Annotated in this window: 16 protein-coding genes, 1 pseudogene, 1 riboswitch and 1 other annotated feature; of the genes and pseudogenes, 11 read left to right on the forward strand and 6 right to left on the reverse strand. The window is 47.3% G+C overall.

What is annotated here, in order from left to right:
• Nucleotides 1–143 precede the first annotated feature (143 nt).
• Both KGF70_RS10975 and KGF70_RS10980 read right to left on the reverse strand, forming a co-directional pair.
• Nucleotides 144–1,070 carry an AEC family transporter gene (locus tag KGF70_RS10975; protein ID WP_050340326.1) on the reverse strand — a complete coding sequence of 309 codons (927 nt, stop codon included), beginning with the start codon at nt 1,068–1,070 and terminating at the stop codon, nt 144–146.
• A 68-nt stretch (nt 1,071–1,138) separates the two neighbouring features.
• A complete protein-coding gene (locus tag KGF70_RS10980) occupies nt 1,139–1,816 on the reverse strand; it encodes a hypothetical protein (RefSeq protein WP_216768862.1) in 678 nt (225 codons plus the stop codon).
• Between the two features lie 202 nt (nt 1,817–2,018).
• Between KGF70_RS10980 and KGF70_RS10985 the strand changes: the two genes are divergently transcribed.
• Nucleotides 2,019–3,185: a cation:proton antiporter gene (locus KGF70_RS10985; RefSeq protein WP_105920439.1), complete on the forward strand. Its 1,167-nt coding sequence runs from the start codon at nt 2,019–2,021 to the stop codon at nt 3,183–3,185.
• Between the two features lie 99 nt (nt 3,186–3,284).
• Here KGF70_RS10985 and KGF70_RS10990 read toward each other — a convergent pair whose 3' ends face one another.
• Nucleotides 3,285–3,824, reverse strand: coding sequence for a dihydrofolate reductase family protein (locus tag KGF70_RS10990; RefSeq protein WP_216768864.1), 540 nt, complete (start codon nt 3,822–3,824; stop codon nt 3,285–3,287).
• Between the two features lie 255 nt (nt 3,825–4,079).
• A riboswitch (PreQ1 riboswitch) is annotated at nt 4,080–4,124 on the forward strand.
• 20 nt (nt 4,125–4,144) lie between these two features.
• On the opposite strand from KGF70_RS10990, the gene KGF70_RS10995 reads away from it, so the two are divergent.
• Together KGF70_RS10995 and KGF70_RS11000 are read left to right on the forward strand one after the other, a co-directional pair.
• Nucleotides 4,145–5,134, forward strand: a complete 990-nt coding sequence (locus tag KGF70_RS10995) for a nucleoside hydrolase (protein WP_101873002.1) — start codon at nt 4,145–4,147, stop codon at nt 5,132–5,134.
• A complete protein-coding gene (locus KGF70_RS11000) occupies nt 5,122–5,673 on the forward strand; it encodes an ECF transporter S component (RefSeq protein ID WP_050340330.1) in 552 nt (183 codons plus the stop codon). The genes KGF70_RS10995 and KGF70_RS11000 overlap by 13 nt, the downstream gene beginning before the upstream one ends.
• 1,409 nt (nt 5,674–7,082) lie before the next feature.
• Here KGF70_RS11000 and KGF70_RS11005 read toward each other — a convergent pair.
• Both KGF70_RS11005 and KGF70_RS11010 read right to left on the reverse strand, forming a co-directional pair.
• Nucleotides 7,083–7,760 carry an ABC transporter ATP-binding protein gene (locus KGF70_RS11005; protein ID WP_088770850.1) on the reverse strand — a complete coding sequence of 226 codons (678 nt, stop codon included), beginning with the start codon at nt 7,758–7,760 and terminating at the stop codon, nt 7,083–7,085.
• Nucleotides 7,761–7,775: 15 nt separating this feature from the next.
• A complete protein-coding gene (locus KGF70_RS11010) occupies nt 7,776–8,843 on the reverse strand; it encodes an ABC transporter permease (protein ID WP_216768866.1) in 1,068 nt (355 codons plus the stop codon).
• Between the two features lie 171 nt (nt 8,844–9,014).
• Here KGF70_RS11010 and KGF70_RS11015 point away from each other — a divergent pair, with 171 nt between their 5' ends.
• From KGF70_RS11015 to KGF70_RS11025, 3 genes and pseudogenes are all read left to right on the forward strand, one after another.
• A complete protein-coding gene (locus tag KGF70_RS11015; RefSeq protein WP_216768868.1) occupies nt 9,015–9,518 on the forward strand; it encodes a DUF1440 domain-containing protein in 504 nt (167 codons plus the stop codon).
• A gap of 571 nt (nt 9,519–10,089) precedes the next feature.
• Nucleotides 10,090–11,388 (forward strand): cation:dicarboxylase symporter family transporter, encoded by a 1,299-nt coding sequence (locus tag KGF70_RS11020; protein WP_050340341.1) that lies wholly within the window; start codon nt 10,090–10,092, stop codon nt 11,386–11,388.
• A gap of 294 nt (nt 11,389–11,682) precedes the next feature.
• Nucleotides 11,683–12,363 (forward strand): annotated as a pseudogene (locus tag KGF70_RS11025) (DUF554 domain-containing protein).
• A gap of 941 nt (nt 12,364–13,304) precedes the next feature.
• Here the strand turns inward: KGF70_RS11025 and KGF70_RS11030 are convergent.
• A complete protein-coding gene (locus KGF70_RS11030) occupies nt 13,305–13,808 on the reverse strand; it encodes a YueI family protein (RefSeq protein WP_050340335.1) in 504 nt (167 codons plus the stop codon).
• 466 nt (nt 13,809–14,274) lie between these two features.
• Here KGF70_RS11030 and KGF70_RS11035 point away from each other — a divergent pair, with 466 nt between their 5' ends.
• From KGF70_RS11035 to KGF70_RS11055, 5 genes are all read left to right on the forward strand, one after another.
• A complete protein-coding gene (locus KGF70_RS11035) occupies nt 14,275–15,048 on the forward strand; it encodes a C39 family peptidase (protein ID WP_050340336.1) in 774 nt (257 codons plus the stop codon).
• Nucleotides 15,049–15,581: 533 nt separating this feature from the next.
• Nucleotides 15,582–16,847 carry a GH25 family lysozyme gene (locus KGF70_RS11040; RefSeq protein ID WP_216768870.1) on the forward strand — a complete coding sequence of 422 codons (1,266 nt, stop codon included), beginning with the start codon at nt 15,582–15,584 and terminating at the stop codon, nt 16,845–16,847.
• A 97-nt stretch (nt 16,848–16,944) separates the two neighbouring features.
• Nucleotides 16,945–17,613 carry a hypothetical protein gene (locus KGF70_RS11045; protein ID WP_216768873.1) on the forward strand — a complete coding sequence of 223 codons (669 nt, stop codon included), beginning with the start codon at nt 16,945–16,947 and terminating at the stop codon, nt 17,611–17,613.
• A gap of 347 nt (nt 17,614–17,960) precedes the next feature.
• Nucleotides 17,961–18,155: a binding site (T-box leader), on the forward strand.
• Between the two features lie 58 nt (nt 18,156–18,213).
• A complete protein-coding gene (tyrS, locus tag KGF70_RS11050; protein ID WP_088770854.1) occupies nt 18,214–19,470 on the forward strand; it encodes a tyrosine--tRNA ligase in 1,257 nt (418 codons plus the stop codon).
• 138 nt (nt 19,471–19,608) lie between these two features.
• Nucleotides 19,609–20,124, forward strand: a complete 516-nt coding sequence (locus tag KGF70_RS11055; protein WP_050340340.1) for an ECF transporter S component — start codon at nt 19,609–19,611, stop codon at nt 20,122–20,124.
• Nucleotides 20,125–20,517 lie beyond the last annotated feature (393 nt).

A 20,517-nucleotide genomic window follows, 5' to 3' on the forward strand; every position in this document is an offset into this window, starting at 1 on the left:
ATGAATCAACGCAAGGCAATCGATTGTAAAAAATAGACGTGTCAGGATTTTCAATAATTCTGATACGTCTATTTTAGATTTATTTGGGTAGTGGCGCTGGTTTGAATGCCAGTGTACCCGCTAGGCCTAGCTTGTTGCTAGCGCTAATGTAAGTTCACAAGTGCAAAGACGATTGGAATCGTGACGACGCTTAGAATCGTTGAAATACTCATGAGTGCGACCGCCGGGCCGGGGTTGCCATGGACTTTCAGCGAAAATAAGACGACGATGCCGGCGACTGGGCAAGCGGCCATCAACACGGTCGTGTACAGCGGCACACCAGTGATTCCCATCAGCTGCAGGACGACGATCGCTAGGTAGGGAAACAGCAAATTACGGAGCAACAGCACCCACCAGAGGCGCTTATCAAGTGTGGCGCGATTTAGTTTGACATCCGCCAAGCTATTACCGATGACGATCATCGATAGTGGCGTGTTGACCGAGCTCACGTATTTAATCGCACTATTCGCGATGGTTGGTAACCGAAATGACGTCACGAACAGAATTAAACCGACCACGATGGCAATGATATTGGGATTCAACACGATTTGCTTGAAGTTTTCACGGCGGTTCCCTTGTCGGCCAGTAAACAGGCTAATGCCGTGCGTCCAACTGAAAATGTTAAAGGCTGCCAGCGATGCGACCGCGAAGAAGACACCGGTCGCGCCGAATAGTGAGCTAGTCAGTGGAATGCCCATAAAGCCGGCGTTGGAATAAACCGAACCGTAGCGCATAATTCGCCGCAAATTTGGATCCGCCACTGGTTTGAATAATAGCTGAGTCACAATAATCATAATAATGTAAATGATGATAATACCGACAATCACGCGTGCCAGTAACTGCAATCGGTCCGCCGAGAACGATTGCTCAAACGCCTGAATAATCAGGCAGGGTGAAACGATGTACAATAGAATGTTCGTTAAGTCAGTCGAAGTCTGGGCATGCATAAAGCCGAGCTTATTCACCAGTAGTCCGACCAACATCAGAATGAACATCAAAACAATTTGACTCGTAAGTTGCGTAAGATTCATGTGCATGACCCCAATAAATTAGAATAGTCCCATTATTGGGTTTGGCGTGGGCGTTTGTCAATACGCGTTTAAGCGGAGTGATGGGCCTGAGCAACGTCGACGTGGTGCTTGAGGCGTGGAAAGACGTGGTGATCCGACCAGCCCATGATGGCGCCTTGGGCAATTAAGGCAAAGGCGGTACCGAACCCGATCGCACGCAGGTGTCCAGTGGCGAAAAATGAGATGACGATGATCGCGAGAGGTGGCAGATAACTGGTCCATTGCGCGATGATGGCTGAGCCGTGGAGGAACCGGAACCGTAAAATGTACGATAAGTCATCGTTGGGATGTTGAATTAAATTACACCGTTGATAAATGGACACGGCCGCGGCCACCCCTAACAAGCCTAAGATATTGAGAATCAGGCGCGGAATCAGTGGGAGTGCCGGAATTCTCAGCCAATCCCAGAAATAGCCGATAAACTGCACGAGGTAGCTAAACGGCACGATGTATAGGAGATTAGAAATAAAGCGGCGCCGGTCAAAATGCCCCAATAACAGTTGATTGAGGATGGTGACGACCACGCCATATAAGAGGAGTGTCGTTCCGAGTGAGATATGCGTCCAGTCGGAGAGGTTAACGCTCGAGCCAGTCCAGACCGCACTCCCGAGACTAGTTGAAATCGTCAGAGCATTAGCGGCAGAATTAAGTAAGATGGAAAAAATTAAGAAACCAAAACGTTGACGAAAATCTGGAATATTCAACACGACGAAGCGACCTTTCGATTAACAGAATGTAAACTTATTATAACCGCTTTCACGAGCAGTTGTCACGGCCAGACTCATGAAAATATGCTATACTAGTTCCACGAATAGTTTTTACGGTTGAAGGACACTTCAAGAATGCGGACTACTTTTGGGTTGGGTAGTCGCTTCTTGACGTGTCTTTTTTTGGAATTAGGAGGATTTAATGGATTACGTTGGTAGTTTAGCATTAATTTTAATCGTGACCGCAGTCGCCGGCCATTTGAGTGTCCGCATGGGCTTACCGGCCGTGATTGGTCAGTTGTTGAGTGGTATCGTCTTGGGTCCCGCTGTGCTCGGCTGGGTCTCAGCCACGAGTTTCATCAAGGACTTCGCCGAACTGGGCGTTATCATCTTGATGTTCATGGCCGGGTTGGAAAGTAATTTACAGTTATTAAAAAAATATTGGCGTCCCAGTCTGTTAGTCGCAGTGCTGGGTGTGATTTTGCCCGTCGGCGTCATTGATTGGTGCAGTCAGATGTTTCATTTGAATGCCACTGAAAGTTTGTTTTTGGGCGTGACCTTTGCGGCGACGTCGGTTTCCATTTCTGTGGCCGTGTTGAAAGAACTTGGCGCACTCGATGGTAAGGAAGGCACCACGATTTTGGGTGCGGCCGTCGTGGATGACGTACTGGCCGTGCTGATTTTAAGTCTGATGATTAGCCTATTCGGTAGTGAAGTCAGCGGTGGAGGGAGTCACGCCTCGACGAATCTGGGGTTGTCGTTAGCGATTCAGCTAGCGTTCTTCATTGCCTTGTTCTTCGTGGTCAAATGGGTCGTGCCACACTTGATGGCGGTCGGGAATGCACTATTAGTGCCGACGTCGATTACGCTGATGTCGCTGGTGATTTGTTTTGGCCTCTCTTATTTAGCCGATATGATTGGCCTGAGTGCCGTGATTGGGGCATTTTTCGCTGGTATTGCAGTTGGTCAGACCGATTATCACGAGGTCATTGATGACCATATCCAGCCGATTGGGAACGCGGTCTTCATCCCGGTCTTCTTCGTTAGCATCGGCTTGAACATGTCATTTAAAGGCTTCTTGAGCGATTTCTGGTTCATTGTCGTGATTACAATTGCGGCGATCGTCACGAAATTACTCGGGGCTGGAATTGGGGCACGGTTAGCCGGCTTCAACTGGTTGAGTGGTTATGAAATCGGGGCTGGGATGGTCTCGCGGGGTGAAATGGCGTTGATTATTGCGCAGATTGGGTATCAAGGAAAGTTGTTGTCAGCTGACCGGTATTCGGCAGTGATCACGGCAATTATTTTGACGACCTTGATTGCCCCGTTGCTCCTGCGTGGGGCAGTTAAACGGCAGGCAGCTGCTTGAGTCTGTGGTCAGTCGTTACCCGATTAGCCGTTAATTGATACAAATGGATTTGAAGAAAAGACCGGTTTGGCGATGATTGCCAAATCGGTCTTTTGCATGCTATTCAGTTGGCAGTCGTTGAAAATGGACTTCAGCGAGTTGGTCATAGTGGTTGGTTGCGACCAGTTCAAAGCGTTGCTGATGCGCCACGGCAGTGAACAGTGGAATGCCAGTGCCGAGGATGATCGGTGCGATTTGAATGTAGAGGTCGTCAATCAGGTCCGCGGCGAGTAGTGGCATTAAGACGCCGGCGCCACCAACGATCCAGATGTTACGACCGGGCGCTAGTCGGAGGTCTTGAACAATGTCTGCAACCGGGCTGTTGGTGAATTGCGTGCGCTCGTCACCTGGTTGCGGCTGGCTCGTCATCCCAATGTTGCGAGTCGCTGGATTGTAAGGATTGATGAGCTGATCGGTCGTTTGTTCCATCGTGTACTCGTAAGTATGGCGACCCATAATGGCCGTATCAACTTGCTGCATGAACGCTTCGGTAGGGGCATCGTTAGCGCCGGGCGTCTGGAATAACCAGTCGAGACGATTATCTTTAGTCGCAAGGTAACCGTCAATTGAAATGGCCCCATAAAACTGAACTTTACGCATGATTCGACACCTACTTTATCTTTAGTAGTCACATTGTACCATGTTTTCCAGCGCTACACTTACTGAACTCCGGTAAAAGTTCAGTTACATAATTAATGGACGAGTGGGTGGCGTGGAAAATGGTGCAAGCACCGGCGAAACGTTCTAACCACTTGAATGTCGTTAACAGTACCGTTTTGGTGGTTTTCAATTACGGTCGTCTCCGCTATAATTGGACTAGCATTTCATACAATTCAGCATGGTTGGTTGCAATCTGCTGGTCTGGTTCGTAAACTGCCCAGAATAAAAAACCAAGAACTTCAGTAATCGGAGGTAGGAGAATGAATGCAACCCGTAACGTCATTATTGATTGCGATCCCGGAATCGATGACAGTTTAGCTTTATTACTGGCATTAAAATCACCGGCACTTAATGTGATTGGGATTACGATCGTTTGTGGGAACGTGCCCACCCACATCGGGGCAGAAAATGCCCTCAAAATTTTAGATTTGGCAGACCGATTGGATATTCCGGTCTACTTAGGCGCCAACCGTCCACTGGAAGTGCCGTACACCAGTGCACAAGACACGCACGGTGATGATGGCCTCGGGAATAGCCAGATTCCGGAAGTCACAGCGGTTCGGCCGATTCAGGATGCCGTTTCCTTTATTGTGGATACACTGACCGAAGCACCGACCACGTCAATTCTGGCATTGGGACCACTGACCAATATTGCCACGGTACTACAGCGTGACCCGCAACTATTTGAACAAGTCGAACAGTTTACCTTGATGGGCGGCAGTTATCGCAGTCATGGCAATTGTTCACCAGTGGCAGAATATAATTTCTGGTGTGATCCGGATGCGGCCAAAGTCGTCTTTGATTTAATGCCGGTCCCGATTCAAATGGTCGGCTTAGATGTCACGCGAAAAATCGTCTTAACGCCGAGTTTGTTGACGTATATTAAAGACATCAATCCTGAGCTAGGATCCTTTGTCGAAAAAATCACCAAGTTCTATTTTGATTTCCACTGGCAGTACGAACGGGTGATTGGCTGTGTCATCAATGATCCGTTGGCCGTGGCTGCGATGATTGACCCGGCCATTTTAGCGGGCTTCGAAAGTTATACGACGGTGGCGACGACGGGGGTTGCCCGCGGTCAGTCGATTGTCGATGACCATGACTTCTGGCACACGCCGGCTAATAGTGAAATTATGACGGATGTTGATGTCCCAGCATTCTGGCGGCTATTCTTAACGACTGTATTCGGGGCGACCGAGCCTGATTTGACCCAAGTCCTGAACCAATTGGTGACGCCATGCGAAAAATAAAGACGCGGACGATTACCTTATTAGCGCTGTGCATCGCTTTGAACTTCGTCGGGAGTAACATTGCACTGATGCTAAAATTACCGATTTACCTTGATTCGATTGGCACGGTCCTCGCTGCAGCGGTCTTTGGGCCCCTTGGTGGGATGCTGGCTGGTGGTGCGACGGGCGTGATCGTCGGTGCCACAACTGATTTATACTCACTATTTTTCATGCCAGTTCAATTGGTGACGGGGCTAGTCGCTGGTCTACTCTACCGGCGGGTCAAACCTGGAACATGGCGGTCCAACTGGTGGTTAGCGGCGGTCATTTCGTTACCCGGCACACTGTTGTCGACGGCAATCACCGTGATATTGTTCCAAGGCATCACGTCATCAGGTTCTAGCATGCTAGTCCAACTGTTATTAGGGACTGGAATGGCAAAACCACTGGCAGTGTTCTTGATTCAGGTGGGTACTGATTACCTCGACCGCTTTATTACGGTATACGTGGTCGCGCTGGTGTATCGCGCCTTACGCTATAAATTACCACAAGCTAATTAGAGCCGTTTGATATAAAAATATTAATCGCTAAAAATGATCTTCGCCAGTTCGGGTGACCTCACTTGAGCTGGCTTTTTTGCACGGCAATATTACGAGTGAAGAATCCGTGCCGACATCATTGAAAGCGTGACTGTTATCAATTGGGATTAAATATGATTAAATTGTGCTATTTTTGGAGCTCAAGTGCTACCAGCTAAGAACCGCTGGAAACAAAGCGAGTTAGCGTAAAGCTGTCGTTTTGTTCGTCCTACACCGGCTTCCAGGCATTTCTGACAACGCTGGAACGCGATGGACACAGATTTAAGCCGACAACCCACGTCTTAAATACTGGTCTTTCACTAACCAAGCAAAAGACGCTTGCTAAGTGAAATTTCATCGCTGAGCATTGTCAGAAACACCTTCCAGCCGGGATGGTATTCGAAAGGCAGATGTGTGCGCACTCAACTTTTTATTGAATTAGTCGTTGATTCTTAGCCGCGGTCATTTTGATAGTCAACTATCAGACTAGTTTCTAATGATAGCTAAGCTTTCTTGCTTGTGCCATCAGACGAGCGACTTAACTGAAGTTGTTAGAATTTTCTCTGGTCGCTTGACGTAGCAAAACCTTGAGTTCTAAACGTGGCTGCTGAAAGATTAAATTACTGATTTGTCGTTCACCGCTCCAAAGTGAAATCAGACTTCAAAATGGGTTTTTATCTCCACTTTGAGGTCTGATTTTGTGGTTTTGGGCGATGTCTCCACGGTGAGTTGAGAATTCGGTGGTTTTTTCGGCAATCTCTTCTAAGTATTAGGTAATTTTATCAACTGAATTCAAGACTAGTTGCCATTGAAGTTTACGGTATTGAAATGGGTGACTAATATTCAAGTGTCTTCCCAATAATTAAATGCCATAAGTCAGTATCTATACTAGTTAAACGTTTGTCTCAAGGACCAGTCCCTCATACTCAATGCTCAATTGTACCAAGGTAGGCGGTCGTTCATCTGCCATTCGAGCGGCTTCCCGACCGGAGGGGCTGGCTGACAATGCTCAAGGGCGAAGTTCTTCTTGTCCGGGCGAGTTTCCCGGGCTAGAAGAAGACTCGTATTTGAAATTGCGCAGTGATCTTCTGCGTAAGTTCAAATCGATGTCCGCCCTGTTCCAGCGTTGTCAGCCAGCCCCGGAGGTCGGAATAGGACGCATCTCTAGCTGACGAACAGTAAGCCAACTAACGGGCCAATTTTAATCATAATTCATGACAAATTAACCCGCACAGCCCGCATGTCTCTTATGAACTGGGACAGCGACGGCAGTGAAAAACAGGCAGATGAAATCCGCTGTATTCAAAAAAACGACGCCTCAGATTGAGACGTCGTTTAGTATCGGATGTGGTGTTCATAGTGAACAGCGAGTTTTTAGAAGCGCTAGGTAACTAATCGCGCCGGCTCATTTTACCGTCTTCAATCTGATAAACCACATCACAGTCATCGATGAGACGTTGGTCATGTGTCACCATGACGATGGCCTTGTTGTGCTGGTGAGCTTCAGTGGCGAGGCGTTTGACCACGTCTATTGAACGCGGGGTATCCAAGCTTGCAGTGGGTTCGTCGGCGAGGATAACGCTGGGGTCGTTGTAGAGTGCGCGGGCGATGGCGACCCGTTGACGTTCACCACCGGAGAGGTCACTCGGGTAAGCATTGCGAACCTCAGTTAAGGCTAATTCAGCTAGTAATTCATCCGTACCTGATTGGTTGAACTTCCGTTTCGCCATTTTGTCGACTAATTTGAACTGCTCACGGACGGTGAGAAACGGAATCAGGTTGGAGCTTTGCAGAATAAAGCCAATTTCGTTAAACCGGTAGGCGAGTCGTTGTTTCTCGGTCTGATTGGTCAATGGTTGGCCGTTTAAAACGACTTGCCCGCTAGTTGGCGTTTGTAAGCCGGCCGCAATCGTTAAGAAGGTCGATTTACCAGAACCGGATGGCCCAATGATGGCCACAAATTGACCGGCACTGACTTCGAAATTGGCGTCAGTCAGGGCGTTGACTGCCGTATGACCGTGACCGAATTGTTTATTGATGTTTTTTAAAGCTAAGACTGGTTGTGTCATGTTAACGATTCCTCCTTATCCAATGGCGACGACTGGGTCGATTTTAGCAACGGTCCGCCATGAAAGCAGGGCGCCGACCACGGCCGCTAAGAGTAGCGCGATGCTGTAGATACCGAATTGTGGCCAATCAATGGCGAACGGTAAACCAGCCGGCATGATTCGGGCGAGACCGACCGTTATCAATAAACCAATCCCGATACCAATGATGGCCATCGCAACGCTTTGCGTGAGTAAGGCGGCTAAAATGTGCTTGGTTCCGATACCTTGGACCTTTAGGACACCGAACAAGGCTTGTTTTTGCAAGGTCAAAACGAACATGAAAATCCCGATGACGGCCAAAGCAATCACGAACAAGAAGTAGATCATCGTGTTAAGTGTCAGTTGTTCCGCACTGTAACCAGGCAGTTTTTCAATGAAGGTCGCGATGCTCAATCGTTGCATGTCGCCGTGTTTTGAGTTCTTGAAGTGACTCTTCTTGGTGACAAACGCGTTGATGGGTTGTTGGTCACCACTCGTCACGGGATTGCCTTTGAGCCGGTTCAGCGTGGCAACATCGGTATAAACGGTTGGTGCAATACTGTAAGTGCTGGCTTTAAAGGTTCCGACGATTGTGACGTAATGGTCGGTCGTCCCAATGCGGACTTTTTGCCCGAGGTGGTAGCCCTTATCCTTGAGTGCGGCAGAAATCAGTAGTTGGTTTTTACCATTGATTTTATGGCCGGTCAGGACCTTAGGCATCAGGAAACTGTCGCGGGTCGTTCCAAAGGCACTGGCAGTTGTCTTGAGTCGGTTGTTGGTGGTCCGAAGTGTTCCGGACAAACTGGCTAGTGGCGCGATATCATCGCCGGTCAGGTGCTTTTGATCCGCCAACTTAAGCTGGGACGCAGAGAGGGTCTGGTTCGCGTCTTTATTCAAGTACACGGTCTGAGCATGCCACTGGTCGACCGCTTGACGGTTACCGTTGGAAAGGCCATTTGCCAGTCCCGCCAGCATGAAGACGACGAGGGCAATCAGTAACAAAACGCCACTGAGTAAGCCATAGCGCAGCTTTTCATACCCCATTTCTTTTAATCCTAAATACATTGCGATTCCTCCCTTAATTTCGTTTATCAAGTGATAAATGAATGGTTTTATCTTAGCACGCTGATTCCCTAAAAAGCAAACTTTTTATTCAAAACAGAAGATAAATCATTTCGAAATGGTTCCAAAGGCTGGTATGATTAACTTATTGAATAGAGAGGCAGGTAATTATTAATGGTCAAGAAGCAGTTTAACCACCGGGCCGCCGTGATTGCAGGAGTTACTGGTGGCATTATCTCTGGTCTAGTTAAGTTAGGGTGGGAGAATGTGTTACCGCCACGCACGCCTGAACGGGACCAAACCAATCCCCCACAACAATTATTGCAACAAATCGGCGTCCCTGCCAGTTTAACGCATGCGACGTATACCTATTCGGGACAACAACTACCGGGCGTCAGCTATGTGATGCACTTTGGTTTTTCAACGACTTTTGCGGTCGCTTACAGCATCTGGGCTCGCAAACATCCACAAGCCAAGGGCGGCAGTAGTGCCCTCTATGGCTTAGGCGTCTGGACGGCCTTCCATCATATCCTATTGCCAGCATTGGGAACGGTCCCGGCTGCCAAGAATCAACCGATGGCGGAACACGTCTCTGAAGGTATCGGCCACGTGTTATGGATGTGGACAGCTGACTGGGTCAGTGCGGCGGTCTATAATCGGATGACGCGCTCAAAATAGTGACGTTGTCAAAATGTAGGCTAGTTTGAACGTTTTGTGCGTGGTGACTGAACGTTAACTTAAAATACGAAAGCTTTAGCTTGAATTGGCACTGATGATGGTGATGATTCAAGCTAATTTTTTTGATTTGTGGGAGGTCGATTGTCCAAAAAGATTGGTCTGAGGGAGTGGCCGGCTGTCATAAAAAACGATTAGGCAGACTGCTTATGCTTGTCGGTCAGGGGAACTGCGGCTGAGTATGCGGTCGATGGTGCATGCTGGTCAGGTGGGTGACAACTTCTGAAACCGGCAGACTACCGGAGTGTGCTTGCTTCGGATTTCGAGTAATCAATAATGTTCGGCTTTTGCCTCAATCCCAATGACACTTTAGCCGCCAGACCGTTGAATTATGAGGTGCCAGGCGGATACTAACTACCAAGCTGACAGGCGTCCATGACAAAATTTCGGGAATTTTTAATTTAATTCTCATATTGTGATTAGGTGTGCTAAAATATTAATATTGTGTGTCAAAGATTAATTAAATATCCACTAAATGAGAATGGGGCGGAATAGCTTGGCTAAGCAGGGAAAGATGAAGCGGTACCGTCAGTTTCGATTAAGTTTGGGCTGGCAAATATTGATTGGACTCGTATTAGGTATTATTTTGGGCGTCGTTTTTTATGGCAATAAGACGGCCATCACCGCGATGCAGAATATCGGGACCATGTTTATTAGTCTGATCCAGATGATCGTGCTACCAATCGTGGTGGCCTGTCTGATAACGGGGATCGCGAACATGGGCGATTTGAAGAAGCTTGGTCGAATCGGTGGAAAGACGATTATTTACTTTGAAGTTATGACCACGATTGCAATCGCGTTAGGGTTATTGATGGGTAACGTCTTCCATCCCGGCGATTACATTGATATCCACCAGTTGCACGCTTCGAGCATCAGTCAGTATGTGCAGACGGCCAAGACCGTCTCACACAACGGCATCTGGTCCACGGTGATGGGCATTATCCCGACAAACGTGTTCAAGTCACTTTCAGCTGGTGACATGATTCCAGTCATTTTCTTTGCGGTCTTCTTCGGTTTAGGAACCGCGGCGATTGGCGAACAGGGCAAAATCATTTTGGACTTCATGAATGCCGTGGCAGAAGCGATGTTCAAGGTCACTAATTGGGTCATGCACACGGCGCCAATCGGGGTCTGTGCGTTGATTGGCGTCACAGTGGCAGAGATGGGATTAAAAGCCTTGGCACCACTGGGTTATTTCATCATTCTGGCCTATATCACGATGGCGCTCTTTATTGTGGTCGTGATGGGTATCGTCGGCAAATTGTTCGGGTTAAACATCTGGCATTTGTTACGTGTGATTCGTGATGAAATGGTGCTCGGTTTCTCAACGGCGAGTTCTGAAGCAGCCTTACCACGGATTATTGATAAAATGGGTAAGTACGGCGTTAGTGAAGGCATCGTCTCGTTCGTGATTCCAACGGGTTATACCTTCAACTTGGATGGTTCGGCGATTTACCAATCATTGGCGGCGCTTTTCTTGGCACAAGCGTACGGTATTCACCTGTCACTGAGTCAACAAATAACGTTACTGGTCGTTTTGATGATTACGTCCAAAGGGATCGCCGGGGTGCCCGGTGCTTCGTTCGTGGTTTTGCTGGCGACGATTTCAACGATTGGCGTTCCCGTGCAAGGACTGGCCTTCATCGCCGGGATCGACCGACTTGTTGATATGGGGCGGACGGTTGTGAACGTGGTCGGGAATTCATTGGCCGCGGTCATCATCGGAAAGTCCGAGAACGAGTTTGACAGTGCGCAAAGTGAGCACTATTTGGCAGAAATTCGAGCTGGTCGGGCGCGGACAACAGCCAAATAAGGGCGATTGCGACCGATTAATTCAGTAATTTCAAATGGCACGACAATTGCCTGGTGAACTGGGCGTTGTCGTGCCATTTAATATCTGGACTTCCATAAACGCGGTGGTTACCTTAAGTGTGATGATTATTGTGATATGCAGCCTAATCAGCTCAACGGCACCATGCAAGCCAATAGTTTGACCGTCTAATTGGTCGCATATTGGTCAATTATTGAGTGTTACTTGTTGTCGGAGTGATTTAAGCAGTTATGACAATAAATGAGGATAATAATTGAGATACGGAGGAGTGAGGACATGATTGGGACGTTTTTCAATACTGGCATGATTTTGGCCGGATGTATCATTGGCTATTTCTTTAAAAAAGGGATCAAACCAGCCTATCATGATATTTTGATTCAGGGGCTGGGATTAGCAGCTTGTGTGATTGGAATCAACGCGGTTGTTCAGCGAATGCCGCAAAGTAAGTATCCGGTGCTATTCATCGTCAGCCTGGCAGTTGGTGGCCTGATTGGGCAAGCACTAGATATTCAGGGCCGCTTTGACCGATTGGTAGGCAGGCTGGCTGGTGGCAATTTAGCTGAAGGACTGGCCACGGCCATCTTGTTGTATTGCATTGGCTCATTGTCGATTCTGGGACCGATTGAAGCCGCTTTGAAGCACGACTACACCTTTTTGTTCACCAATGGGATGCTGGATGGGATCACGTCAATCGTTTTAGCGTCGACCTTTGGCTTTGGAATTGCACTGGCCGCCGTGGTGTTATTTTGTTGGCAAGGCAGTATTTATGTGCTGGCGTTGCTATTAAAAGGTGCGCTGAGTACGGTAATACTCAACGAAATCACGATTGTTGGTGGAATTCTGATCTTAGCATCCGGTCTCGGCCTGCTGAAAATCAAGTAGTTCAGTACACTCAACTTGTTGCCATCGTTGTTGATTCCACCGCTTGTGATTAGTGTAATGCAATTGATATTCTAAAACATGTTGCGCTAGTTTCTCTTTAGCTTTAAAGATGGTTAAATCATGCTATTTTTGGGGTTCAAGTGCTGCCAGCTAAGAACCGCTGGAAACAAAGCGAGTTAGCGTAAAGCTGTCGTGTTGTTCGTCCTACACTGGCTTCCAGGTATTCGAAAGGCGAATATTGTGGACTCAATTTTTGATGGATTGATCGTTGGTTCCTTGGTACTAGGGAATTTTGATATTGAACTGTCAGACTGGTTCTAACAATAGTTAATTTTTTTTACCCAAGCTTTAAGGCTTCTGACAAGCAGCTTGACTGAACTTGTCAGAATTTTCTCTAGTCGTTTGAGATAGCAATGTCGTTAATTCTAAACGGAAGTAATTTTATCGACAAAATTCAAGACCAATATCCGGCGATCATATTCAGTAATCTTCTCAGTACCAAAATGTCATAAGGCAGCATCAATATCGATTAAAAAAGGTTGCTCAAAGGACCTGTCTCCTAATATTTAGTGGTCAATTGCACCCAGATAGGTGGCCGTTCATCCGCCATTCGAACGGCTTCCCGACTGGAGGGGGGCGGCGGACAATGCTCAGTAGCCAAATTATTCTTAGCTGGAAGTGGGCTGCTTCCGGCTTAGAATAAGACTCGTATTTGAAATTGCGCAGTGGTCTTCTGCGTGAGTTCAAATCGATGTCGGCTCACGTTCCAGCAATTGTCAGCCGGCCCCGGAAGTCGGACTAAGACGTCCATTGGCTGACGAACAGGACGCCAATTTGGCACGTATTAACCATAAATCATGACAAATAACTAGCACGATACGTATTTTCATCATTTGGCGTATGGGTAACGTGATTAGTCGCCAGTGCACAACGCACCCCGTGAACGGTTGTTGATTGAACCGCTCACGGGGTGCGTTGTTTAGTTGGGATGGTGTTTTGAAACTTTTCAACTGCGCTCAAATTAAATGGTGCCGGCCGTTAAACAGTTGCCGGTTGCGTTCAAGGTGTTGATGGATATGGTCCAGCAATAGGTCATGGGACAGCGGGGTGGTCGTGCTCAAGGGTGGCAACGGAAACCGCTCGTCAATATCGATTGTCGCCGGATTGATTGCGTCATTGGCGACCAGGGCCACGGCAAGGCTAGTCGGGGTATGCTGGTACATTAAATCGTTGCGAATCGCGAATCGGATTTGTTGTTGATTGGCGAGTTTGATATACCGATTCAATATGTCCTCATCAAGGAGACCGTGTAGTAACAACTGGTAGTCGGGGTGGGCGTCCATCTCAGTTTGCAGTTCGGCAGAATAGTCGCGCATCAGCGCCTGCGTGAACGTGATACCGAGGTCGATGCGTTCATGAAACGTGCCGAGGTTGCGGTGTTGTTCATCAGGATGCAAGACAGGGGTCCCAAACAGAGCGGATTGTAAATGTTTGTCGATTTGGTCATCAGTGCGTGTCATTTCGGTCAAATCCTTTCGCAGTCATTAACAAAATGATTAATTAGCTTTTACTACTATTGTAATAAAGAAAGCGCTTTAATCAATAGTAACTTTGATTAAAATTTCACAACGATTGTTATGAGCCATGACTAAAACGCGCCAGGGCTAAAATTTAGAGACAACCCACTTGCAACCGCCGGAAGTAATGCGGGTTTATGTAAATTTTCAGTAGTAGTTGCGTTCTTTTCTAATTTTCCGGGAATCTAGGTAATCGGGTCGCGTTGACAGCAATTAACAAGAACCACCACGCGGTTTCGATGACTGACGACCATATTATCTTAACTAAGCAAGTGTCGTTGGCAAGATAGCCACGTGAAAAACTTTCGGTTATTAAAGCTGTTTTCTGAAATACTTCATGGTATGATACTTACATAGCTTGTTTGTAAGCTGAGCTTATTAAATTAATTAGAGAAACGGATGGTAACAGATGCCAAGACATTTACGTAAGCGGCGCCGTAATTGGACGCTACTCATAATTGCCATGGTGCTTTTGGGGGTCATTGGATTCACTAGTACGCAGGTTTCCGACTGGATCGACGCATCATTCACGAATCGGCAAGCGAACCAAGCAGCCGAATCTAGTTCACAATCGGAACCGAAAACGGTCAATCAAGTTAAATTGAATGTGCCGTTGGTCAATCAGATGACAACACCACGTTTATATAATGGTTGTGAGGTCACATCACTGACGATGTTGATGAATTACGCGCATATCAACGTGACTAAGAATCAGTTAGCGGCGAAGATTACGAGTGTACCACTCACTTATTCAGATGGGGAACATGGGAATCCGAATTATGGCTTTGTTGGCGATATTACCGGCAACCAGCCTGGTTTGGGTGTTTATCACAAACCAATCTATCAATTGGCGAAGACCGAGACCAGTCACGTTAAGGACTTAACGGGGTCCAGCTTTAGCACGGTTCTGAAGCAATTAGAATTGGGACGCCCAGTTTGGACGATTACAACGGCGTCATTTGCGCCCGTCAGCACGATGCAGACCTGGCAAACGCCACAAGGGTCCGTGAAGGTTACATATGATATGCACAGCGTTGTGATCGTCGGGTTCAATCGTGCTAAGAAAGTGATTTATATCAACAATCCATACGGCCACAAGCAACAAGCGGTCAGTTGGAAGAATTTCGAAGCGGCGTATAATCAGATGGGTAAGCAAGCCATCGTGTTAACCTTGCCACATTAAAATAATCATTGACCAGTTAAGGTCGTCTCAAGAATGAAACGTTAATTCTTGGGGCGGCCTTTTTGGCTACCGTGGAAGCATGGAGTGAGAAGGATGGAATTGAATGGTCAGTCACCGTGCAAACGTAGCGGTAAGTTAAGGGCCAAAATAAACACCAACTCAGCGGATAAAAACGACGATCAATTAGCGGGTAAACATAACCGCAAATCAGGCAAAATCTGCGCTAATTCTCAATGACGTGTAACTGAAATAGTCGGCTGTAACCTGATTGTAACAACCATCTCCGGGTTTCCAGACTTGTTCATATTATTAACCATATAGGGGCGGTCGGTTGTTAACAAGCTGTAACTTAAATGAAACCGAATTGACGTCCTTTTCCGTTAAAATTGGCCTATGATTGGGTAGGATAAGAATGTTAATATTGATTATAATAAACTGTTGATAGCAGGTTAATGACCGAACTTGGGGAAGTGGGCCGTTGACGACTTTCATTGTTTTATTGCGGATTCAGACATGGGGAGAGGGGCCGCATCATGAAAATTAGCAAGTTAGGTTGGGTCGTTGTTGTTGCTGTTGCAACTAGTCTCAGTGGGGGACTCACTGCAAAAGCGCAGGGGCAAGCCGTCGTTGATATCTCAGAGTGGCAGGGCCGTTTGACGCCCAGTCAGGTTCAGGCGATGAAGGGGCAAGTGTTGTTTGTCATCAATCGTCGTCAATACGGGATTGGTTACGTGGATCGGGATGCCGTCAATAATACGGCGCTGTATGTGCGTTATGGCATTCCATTTGGTGAGTATGATTTTTCACAATTCACGGATGCAGCGAGTGCGCGGCGTGAGGCCCAGGCCTTCTACGCCCGTTCGAATAAAGCCGCCCGTTTTTATGCGTTGGATTTTGAGGTCGACACGGTTCGTTCAGGGTCAACTAATGCCGCCGTTGCTGCTTGGTATCACGAGATGCGGTCGCTGACGAAGAAGAAACTGATTTTTTATTCGTACGCGTCCTTCGCATTAACGTATGCCAATCAAGCACGACAGCGTTTCGATGCGCAGTGGATTGGCGCAATCACGCGGAATCCACCGATTGTTCCGGCAGCGTTGTGGCAATATACTGACCGTTACCATCTGGCCGGATTAGCTGCACCAGTCGATAACAGTCGCGTGATGACGGGCGTTCACCCAGTTTCATGGTGGCTGGGAACCACTAAAGCAGTTGTTCACCACGTTTCCAGTAAACGAGCCACCACGCCCGCGGTTGCGGTGTATCACCCACGGCCGGCGACAAGGCCAAACCATCCCGTGATTAAGTTGGCAGTTACGTCGACGCACAGTCAGACGTCGCCAACTAAATCAACGCCAACCAAGCAGCGGGTCAAGCCAGTGGTACGGGCGACACGTGCAATCAAACGGTTGCATCAGACCAAAGGGACCAGTCTGAAGTCGTTATCAAAACAGCGGTCGACCAAGTCACGAACGAGTCAGCACTCAGTGAAGCCACTGGTAAAAAGCGCCACTACCAAGCCGGTGGTGAAATCGGTGGCGCCGGTTCGTCATAAGACGATGCTGGTCGCTAAACGCAAAACCGAGACTAAGTCCAAACGGGTGCACCGCGTTGCTAAGTCGAAACGGGCGCCCCGTTTAAGTCGCTCACGGTCGAAGTCTAAAAATCGGCGGCACACTGTAAGCTTGAAGCGAGTTAGCCGTGCCAAGCGTTCAAGCAGCGCTCGGACCAATCGTCAACATCGAGTTGTCAAGCAGAACCATGCTGTACATAAACCGATGCGGAAAACTCGTCGTTGAATGCTGCTTCAAGTAGCTGACTGGGCCGTGGAACTGAGATTAGGTGTAACAGTAGTCAAGATTTAAATTGTTGGATAAATCAGGAGGGTATTTTTGTATGAACTTTAAACGTAAGATTCAATTGGGGATTGCAAGCGCGACTGGGATATTAGTCGTCGGTTTGTTCGCAGCCCCTTCAGTTACGAATGTGTTGCACGCGGCATCAGATACAGTCACGTCAGTTAGCCAAACTGCCGCACCAACGACGGTCAAAGGCACCGATCAAACGGTGAAGGCGACGGCTGCCAGTGGGACGAAAGGCAATTATAGCGTGAAGTACACCAAGGCCGGCACGAGTTCGACCACGGCCACTTATCGTCAAACTGACTATAACAACTCGAGCGATGCGAGCAAGCAAGTCAGTGCCGTCTCGGATACGCAGGGTGACAGTGTCAAGCTAAGCTCGGGCACTTCAGCCACGGTTCAAGGCACCATGGGCAAGGTCTATGTTCACTGGAATACGGGTAGTTGGTCCGTAACGACGATTGCGAATACGCAAGACGTTGCAACGAACCCGACTAAGTTTGCCGATCAAGTCAACACGCAATTGCAAAAGCAAGACTTGACGGCTAAAAATGTCACCAGTGGTTCGGTCACGGTTTACGACACTGCTCAAAATGGGCAAGCTAATTCCGTGGAATGGCAAAATGGGGCCCAAGTTTCCAAGGTTCAAGGACAACAGGCCAACACGGTCATCAAGATTGCCGCACAAGCTAAAACCAACTAAATCAATTATGGACATCAGTCAGTCATGGGATGGGAACGATGACGAGCTGATGTTTTTTGATGGTCTGAAACGAGCCAAAGTGACTGAAAATTTTGACACTGACCGACGAGCACGTGAGGCAATGCCGAGCGATTAAGATACGTAATAATGTCTGTTCAAATTGAGTTGTGACGATGCCGTTGTGGTGATGCTGATGATAGCTGTTAGTGACTTGCTGGATTGTGGTGATGTTTTGTTAGTTTGGCATCTAATTACAGCCGTGCTGTTCAGTTAAGCCTTGAATGAACGGACCTGACAAAACGTGATTGACATTTGGCAAGTGAGGGCTTATGATGACAGGTAATAATTAAAAAGTAGTGATCGTTAATTAGTAGTCGTCGACCCAACAGTTAAGCGACTCGGTGGTTGGTGTGAACCGAGCTGTGGTCGAGGATGAATTACATAACGTGAACTGCCATTGGCCGGATGATTTCCGTTACGAATCAATGAGCGATCACATTTGGTGATAACTTGGGTGGTAACGCGGAAAACTCGTCCCTGTTTTTAGACAGGGACGAGTTTTTTTCTTTTTATCCGGGACAACGACTAAGGAGGAACAGCATGAATATTATTGATGATTTAAAATGGCGCGGCGCCATTAACCAACAGACTGATGAAGCTGGTTTGAAGGAACTCACTGAGAACCAATCCGTTTCGTTATACTGTGGGATCGACCCGACTGGTGATAGTATGCACATCGGGCACTTGATTCCATTCATGATTTTAAAACGATTCCAGTTAGCTGGACATCACCCATACGTCGTCGTTGGTGGTGGGACTGGTGCTATCGGGGACCCATCAGGTAAAAATTCGGAACGTAAATTACAGACGATGGACCAAGTTAAGCATAATCAGGATGGCTTGAACGCACAGATGCATAAGCTGTTCGGTTCCGATGAAAACTTTTCAATCGTCAATAACTATGATTGGTTATCAAAGATTTCATTATTAGACTTTTTACGTGATTACGGGAAGTTGTTCAGTGTGAACACCATGCTGAACAAGGAAGTCGTGGCGAGTCGGTTGGAAGTCGGGATTTCATACACGGAATTTACGTACCAAATCTTGCAATCAATCGACTTCTTGCACCTATACCGTGCAGAACACGTCCAATTACAAATTGGGGGTGCTGATCAGTGGGGCAATATTACGGCCGGAACTGATTTGATTCATCGTTTGGAAGGTAACGACGCGAAGGCTTATGGATTGACGATTCCGTTACTATTGAAGGCTGATGGGACCAAGTTTGGTAAAACCGCGGGTGGTGCTGTCTGGTTGAACCCTGAACGGACCTCTCCATACGAGTTCTACCAATTCTGGATCAATCAGGATGACCGAGATGTGGTCAAGTATCTCAAGTACTTCACATTCTTGAGCCATGAAGAAATCGACCGTTTAGCTGAGACCGTTAAGACTGCACCTGAAAAACGGGAAGCCCAACGTCGCTTAGCAGAAGAAGTCACGGAATTCGTCCATGGCAAGGAAGCGGTCGTTGAAGCTGAAAACATCACCAAAGCTTTATTTACGGGTGACGTTCAGAACTTGACCGCTGACGAAATCGAACAAGGTTTCAAAGGTGTGCCTTCTGCGGATGTGACGGCTGAAAAGCAAAACATCATCTTGTGGTTAGTGGACGCAACAAAGTTCGAACCATCACGCCGGCAAGCTCGTGAAGACGTGAAGAATGGCGCAATTCGGATTAACGGTGAAAAAGTGACGGATGTGGATGCCGAAATCGATCCATCGGCTGCCTTTAATGGTAAGTTTGTGATTGTTCGTCGCGGGAAAAAGCGTTATTTCTTGGCGCGTGTTAAGTAATTTAAGTTAGTTGACTGACCAGACCTAGTTGGGCCTGGTCTTTTTCTTATTATCGTAAGTTGCAATTGGTGTACACTAATTATAAGTCTAATCTGTGATTGGCGGGGAGTCGAAGTATAGGCATAATAATTTGGGAGGATGAGTCATTTGGTAGAGACTAAATTCAATACGCGGACGGTCGCAACACTAGGAATGTTGATCGCCCTCAACGTCGTTATTTCAATTTTCTTTCATATTCCGATTCCGATGACGCACGGCTATATTAATTTGTGCGATGCGGGCATCTTTATTGCAGCATTGATCTTTGGGCGTCGTGGCGGCGTCATTGTTGGTGGCGCCAGCGGACTATTGCTGGACCTTTTATTAGGTTATCCGCAATATATGTTTTTCTCATTGATTGCGCATGGCTTAGAAGGCTGGTTAGCTGGTTACTTAGGTGCAGGCAAATCACGTGGTCACCAGATTGCTGCTTTGGCAACTGGGGCAGTGGTGATGGTACTCGGTTACTTTATTACCGATTCACTACTATATACGTTAGCAACTGGCCTAGTCGGCGTCCCAACTAATTTGATTCAGGGGGCTGCTGGTGCGGTCTTAGCATTCCCAATCGTTGCTGGAATCAGTCCATTCGTCAAAGCACGGTTAAAAATGTAGATTTAAGGATAGCTCGTCTGAATGAGCAATCGTGAAGTGTCGTTCCCATCATATCGGTGGTGACGACACTTTTTTGATGCGGTCTATTATTGAAAGTGGGGGCGTTTGTTAGGCGATATTTTCAACTTTTTGAAAAAAGATTCGATTTATTGTTGACAGTTTCAATGCCAGTTGGTATATTAGTAAACGTTGCTGCTACGGCAGGCGCTAATCACCACCAAATAATTATTGAAATTAGTTGTTGACAACTTCTTCGGTAATTGGTAAGATAGTTTCTGTTGTCGCAACGGCAACCATGACAAATTAATCAAGTTGCTTCTTAAAAAAAGTTGTTGACAAGATATTGGTTAAGATGTTATGATAACTAAGCTGTGTTAAGCGATTAACACACGG

Origin of the sequence: Lactiplantibacillus sp. 7.2.4, from assembly GCF_018991185.1 — a bacterium.
In the GTDB taxonomy this organism is placed as follows: domain Bacteria; phylum Bacillota; class Bacilli; order Lactobacillales; family Lactobacillaceae; genus Lactiplantibacillus; species Lactiplantibacillus pentosus.

Excerpts from the sequence above, each read along its gene's own strand:
- KGF70_RS10975 (WP_050340326.1), bottom strand. The coding sequence starts at position 1,070 with ATGAATCTTACGCAACTTACGAGTCAAATTGTTTTGATGTTCATTCTG.
- KGF70_RS10985 (WP_105920439.1), top strand. The coding sequence starts at position 2,019 with ATGGATTACGTTGGTAGTTTAGCATTAATTTTAATCGTGACCGCAGTC.
- KGF70_RS10990 (WP_216768864.1), bottom strand. The coding sequence starts at position 3,824 with ATGCGTAAAGTTCAGTTTTATGGGGCCATTTCAATTGACGGTTACCTT.
- KGF70_RS10995 (WP_101873002.1), top strand. The coding sequence starts at position 4,145 with ATGAATGCAACCCGTAACGTCATTATTGATTGCGATCCCGGAATCGAT.
- KGF70_RS11000 (WP_050340330.1), top strand. The coding sequence starts at position 5,122 with ATGCGAAAAATAAAGACGCGGACGATTACCTTATTAGCGCTGTGCATC.
- KGF70_RS11005 (WP_088770850.1), bottom strand. The coding sequence starts at position 7,760 with ATGACACAACCAGTCTTAGCTTTAAAAAACATCAATAAACAATTCGGT.
- KGF70_RS11010 (WP_216768866.1), bottom strand. The coding sequence starts at position 8,843 with ATGTATTTAGGATTAAAAGAAATGGGGTATGAAAAGCTGCGCTATGGC.
- KGF70_RS11015 (WP_216768868.1), top strand. The coding sequence starts at position 9,015 with ATGGTCAAGAAGCAGTTTAACCACCGGGCCGCCGTGATTGCAGGAGTT.
- KGF70_RS11020 (WP_050340341.1), top strand. The coding sequence starts at position 10,090 with ATGAAGCGGTACCGTCAGTTTCGATTAAGTTTGGGCTGGCAAATATTG.
- KGF70_RS11030 (WP_050340335.1), bottom strand. The coding sequence starts at position 13,808 with ATGACACGCACTGATGACCAAATCGACAAACATTTACAATCCGCTCTG.
- KGF70_RS11035 (WP_050340336.1), top strand. The coding sequence starts at position 14,275 with ATGCCAAGACATTTACGTAAGCGGCGCCGTAATTGGACGCTACTCATA.
- KGF70_RS11040 (WP_216768870.1), top strand. The coding sequence starts at position 15,582 with ATGAAAATTAGCAAGTTAGGTTGGGTCGTTGTTGTTGCTGTTGCAACT.
- KGF70_RS11045 (WP_216768873.1), top strand. The coding sequence starts at position 16,945 with ATGAACTTTAAACGTAAGATTCAATTGGGGATTGCAAGCGCGACTGGG.
- tyrS (WP_088770854.1), top strand. The coding sequence starts at position 18,214 with ATGAATATTATTGATGATTTAAAATGGCGCGGCGCCATTAACCAACAG.
- KGF70_RS11055 (WP_050340340.1), top strand. The coding sequence starts at position 19,609 with ATGAGTCATTTGGTAGAGACTAAATTCAATACGCGGACGGTCGCAACA.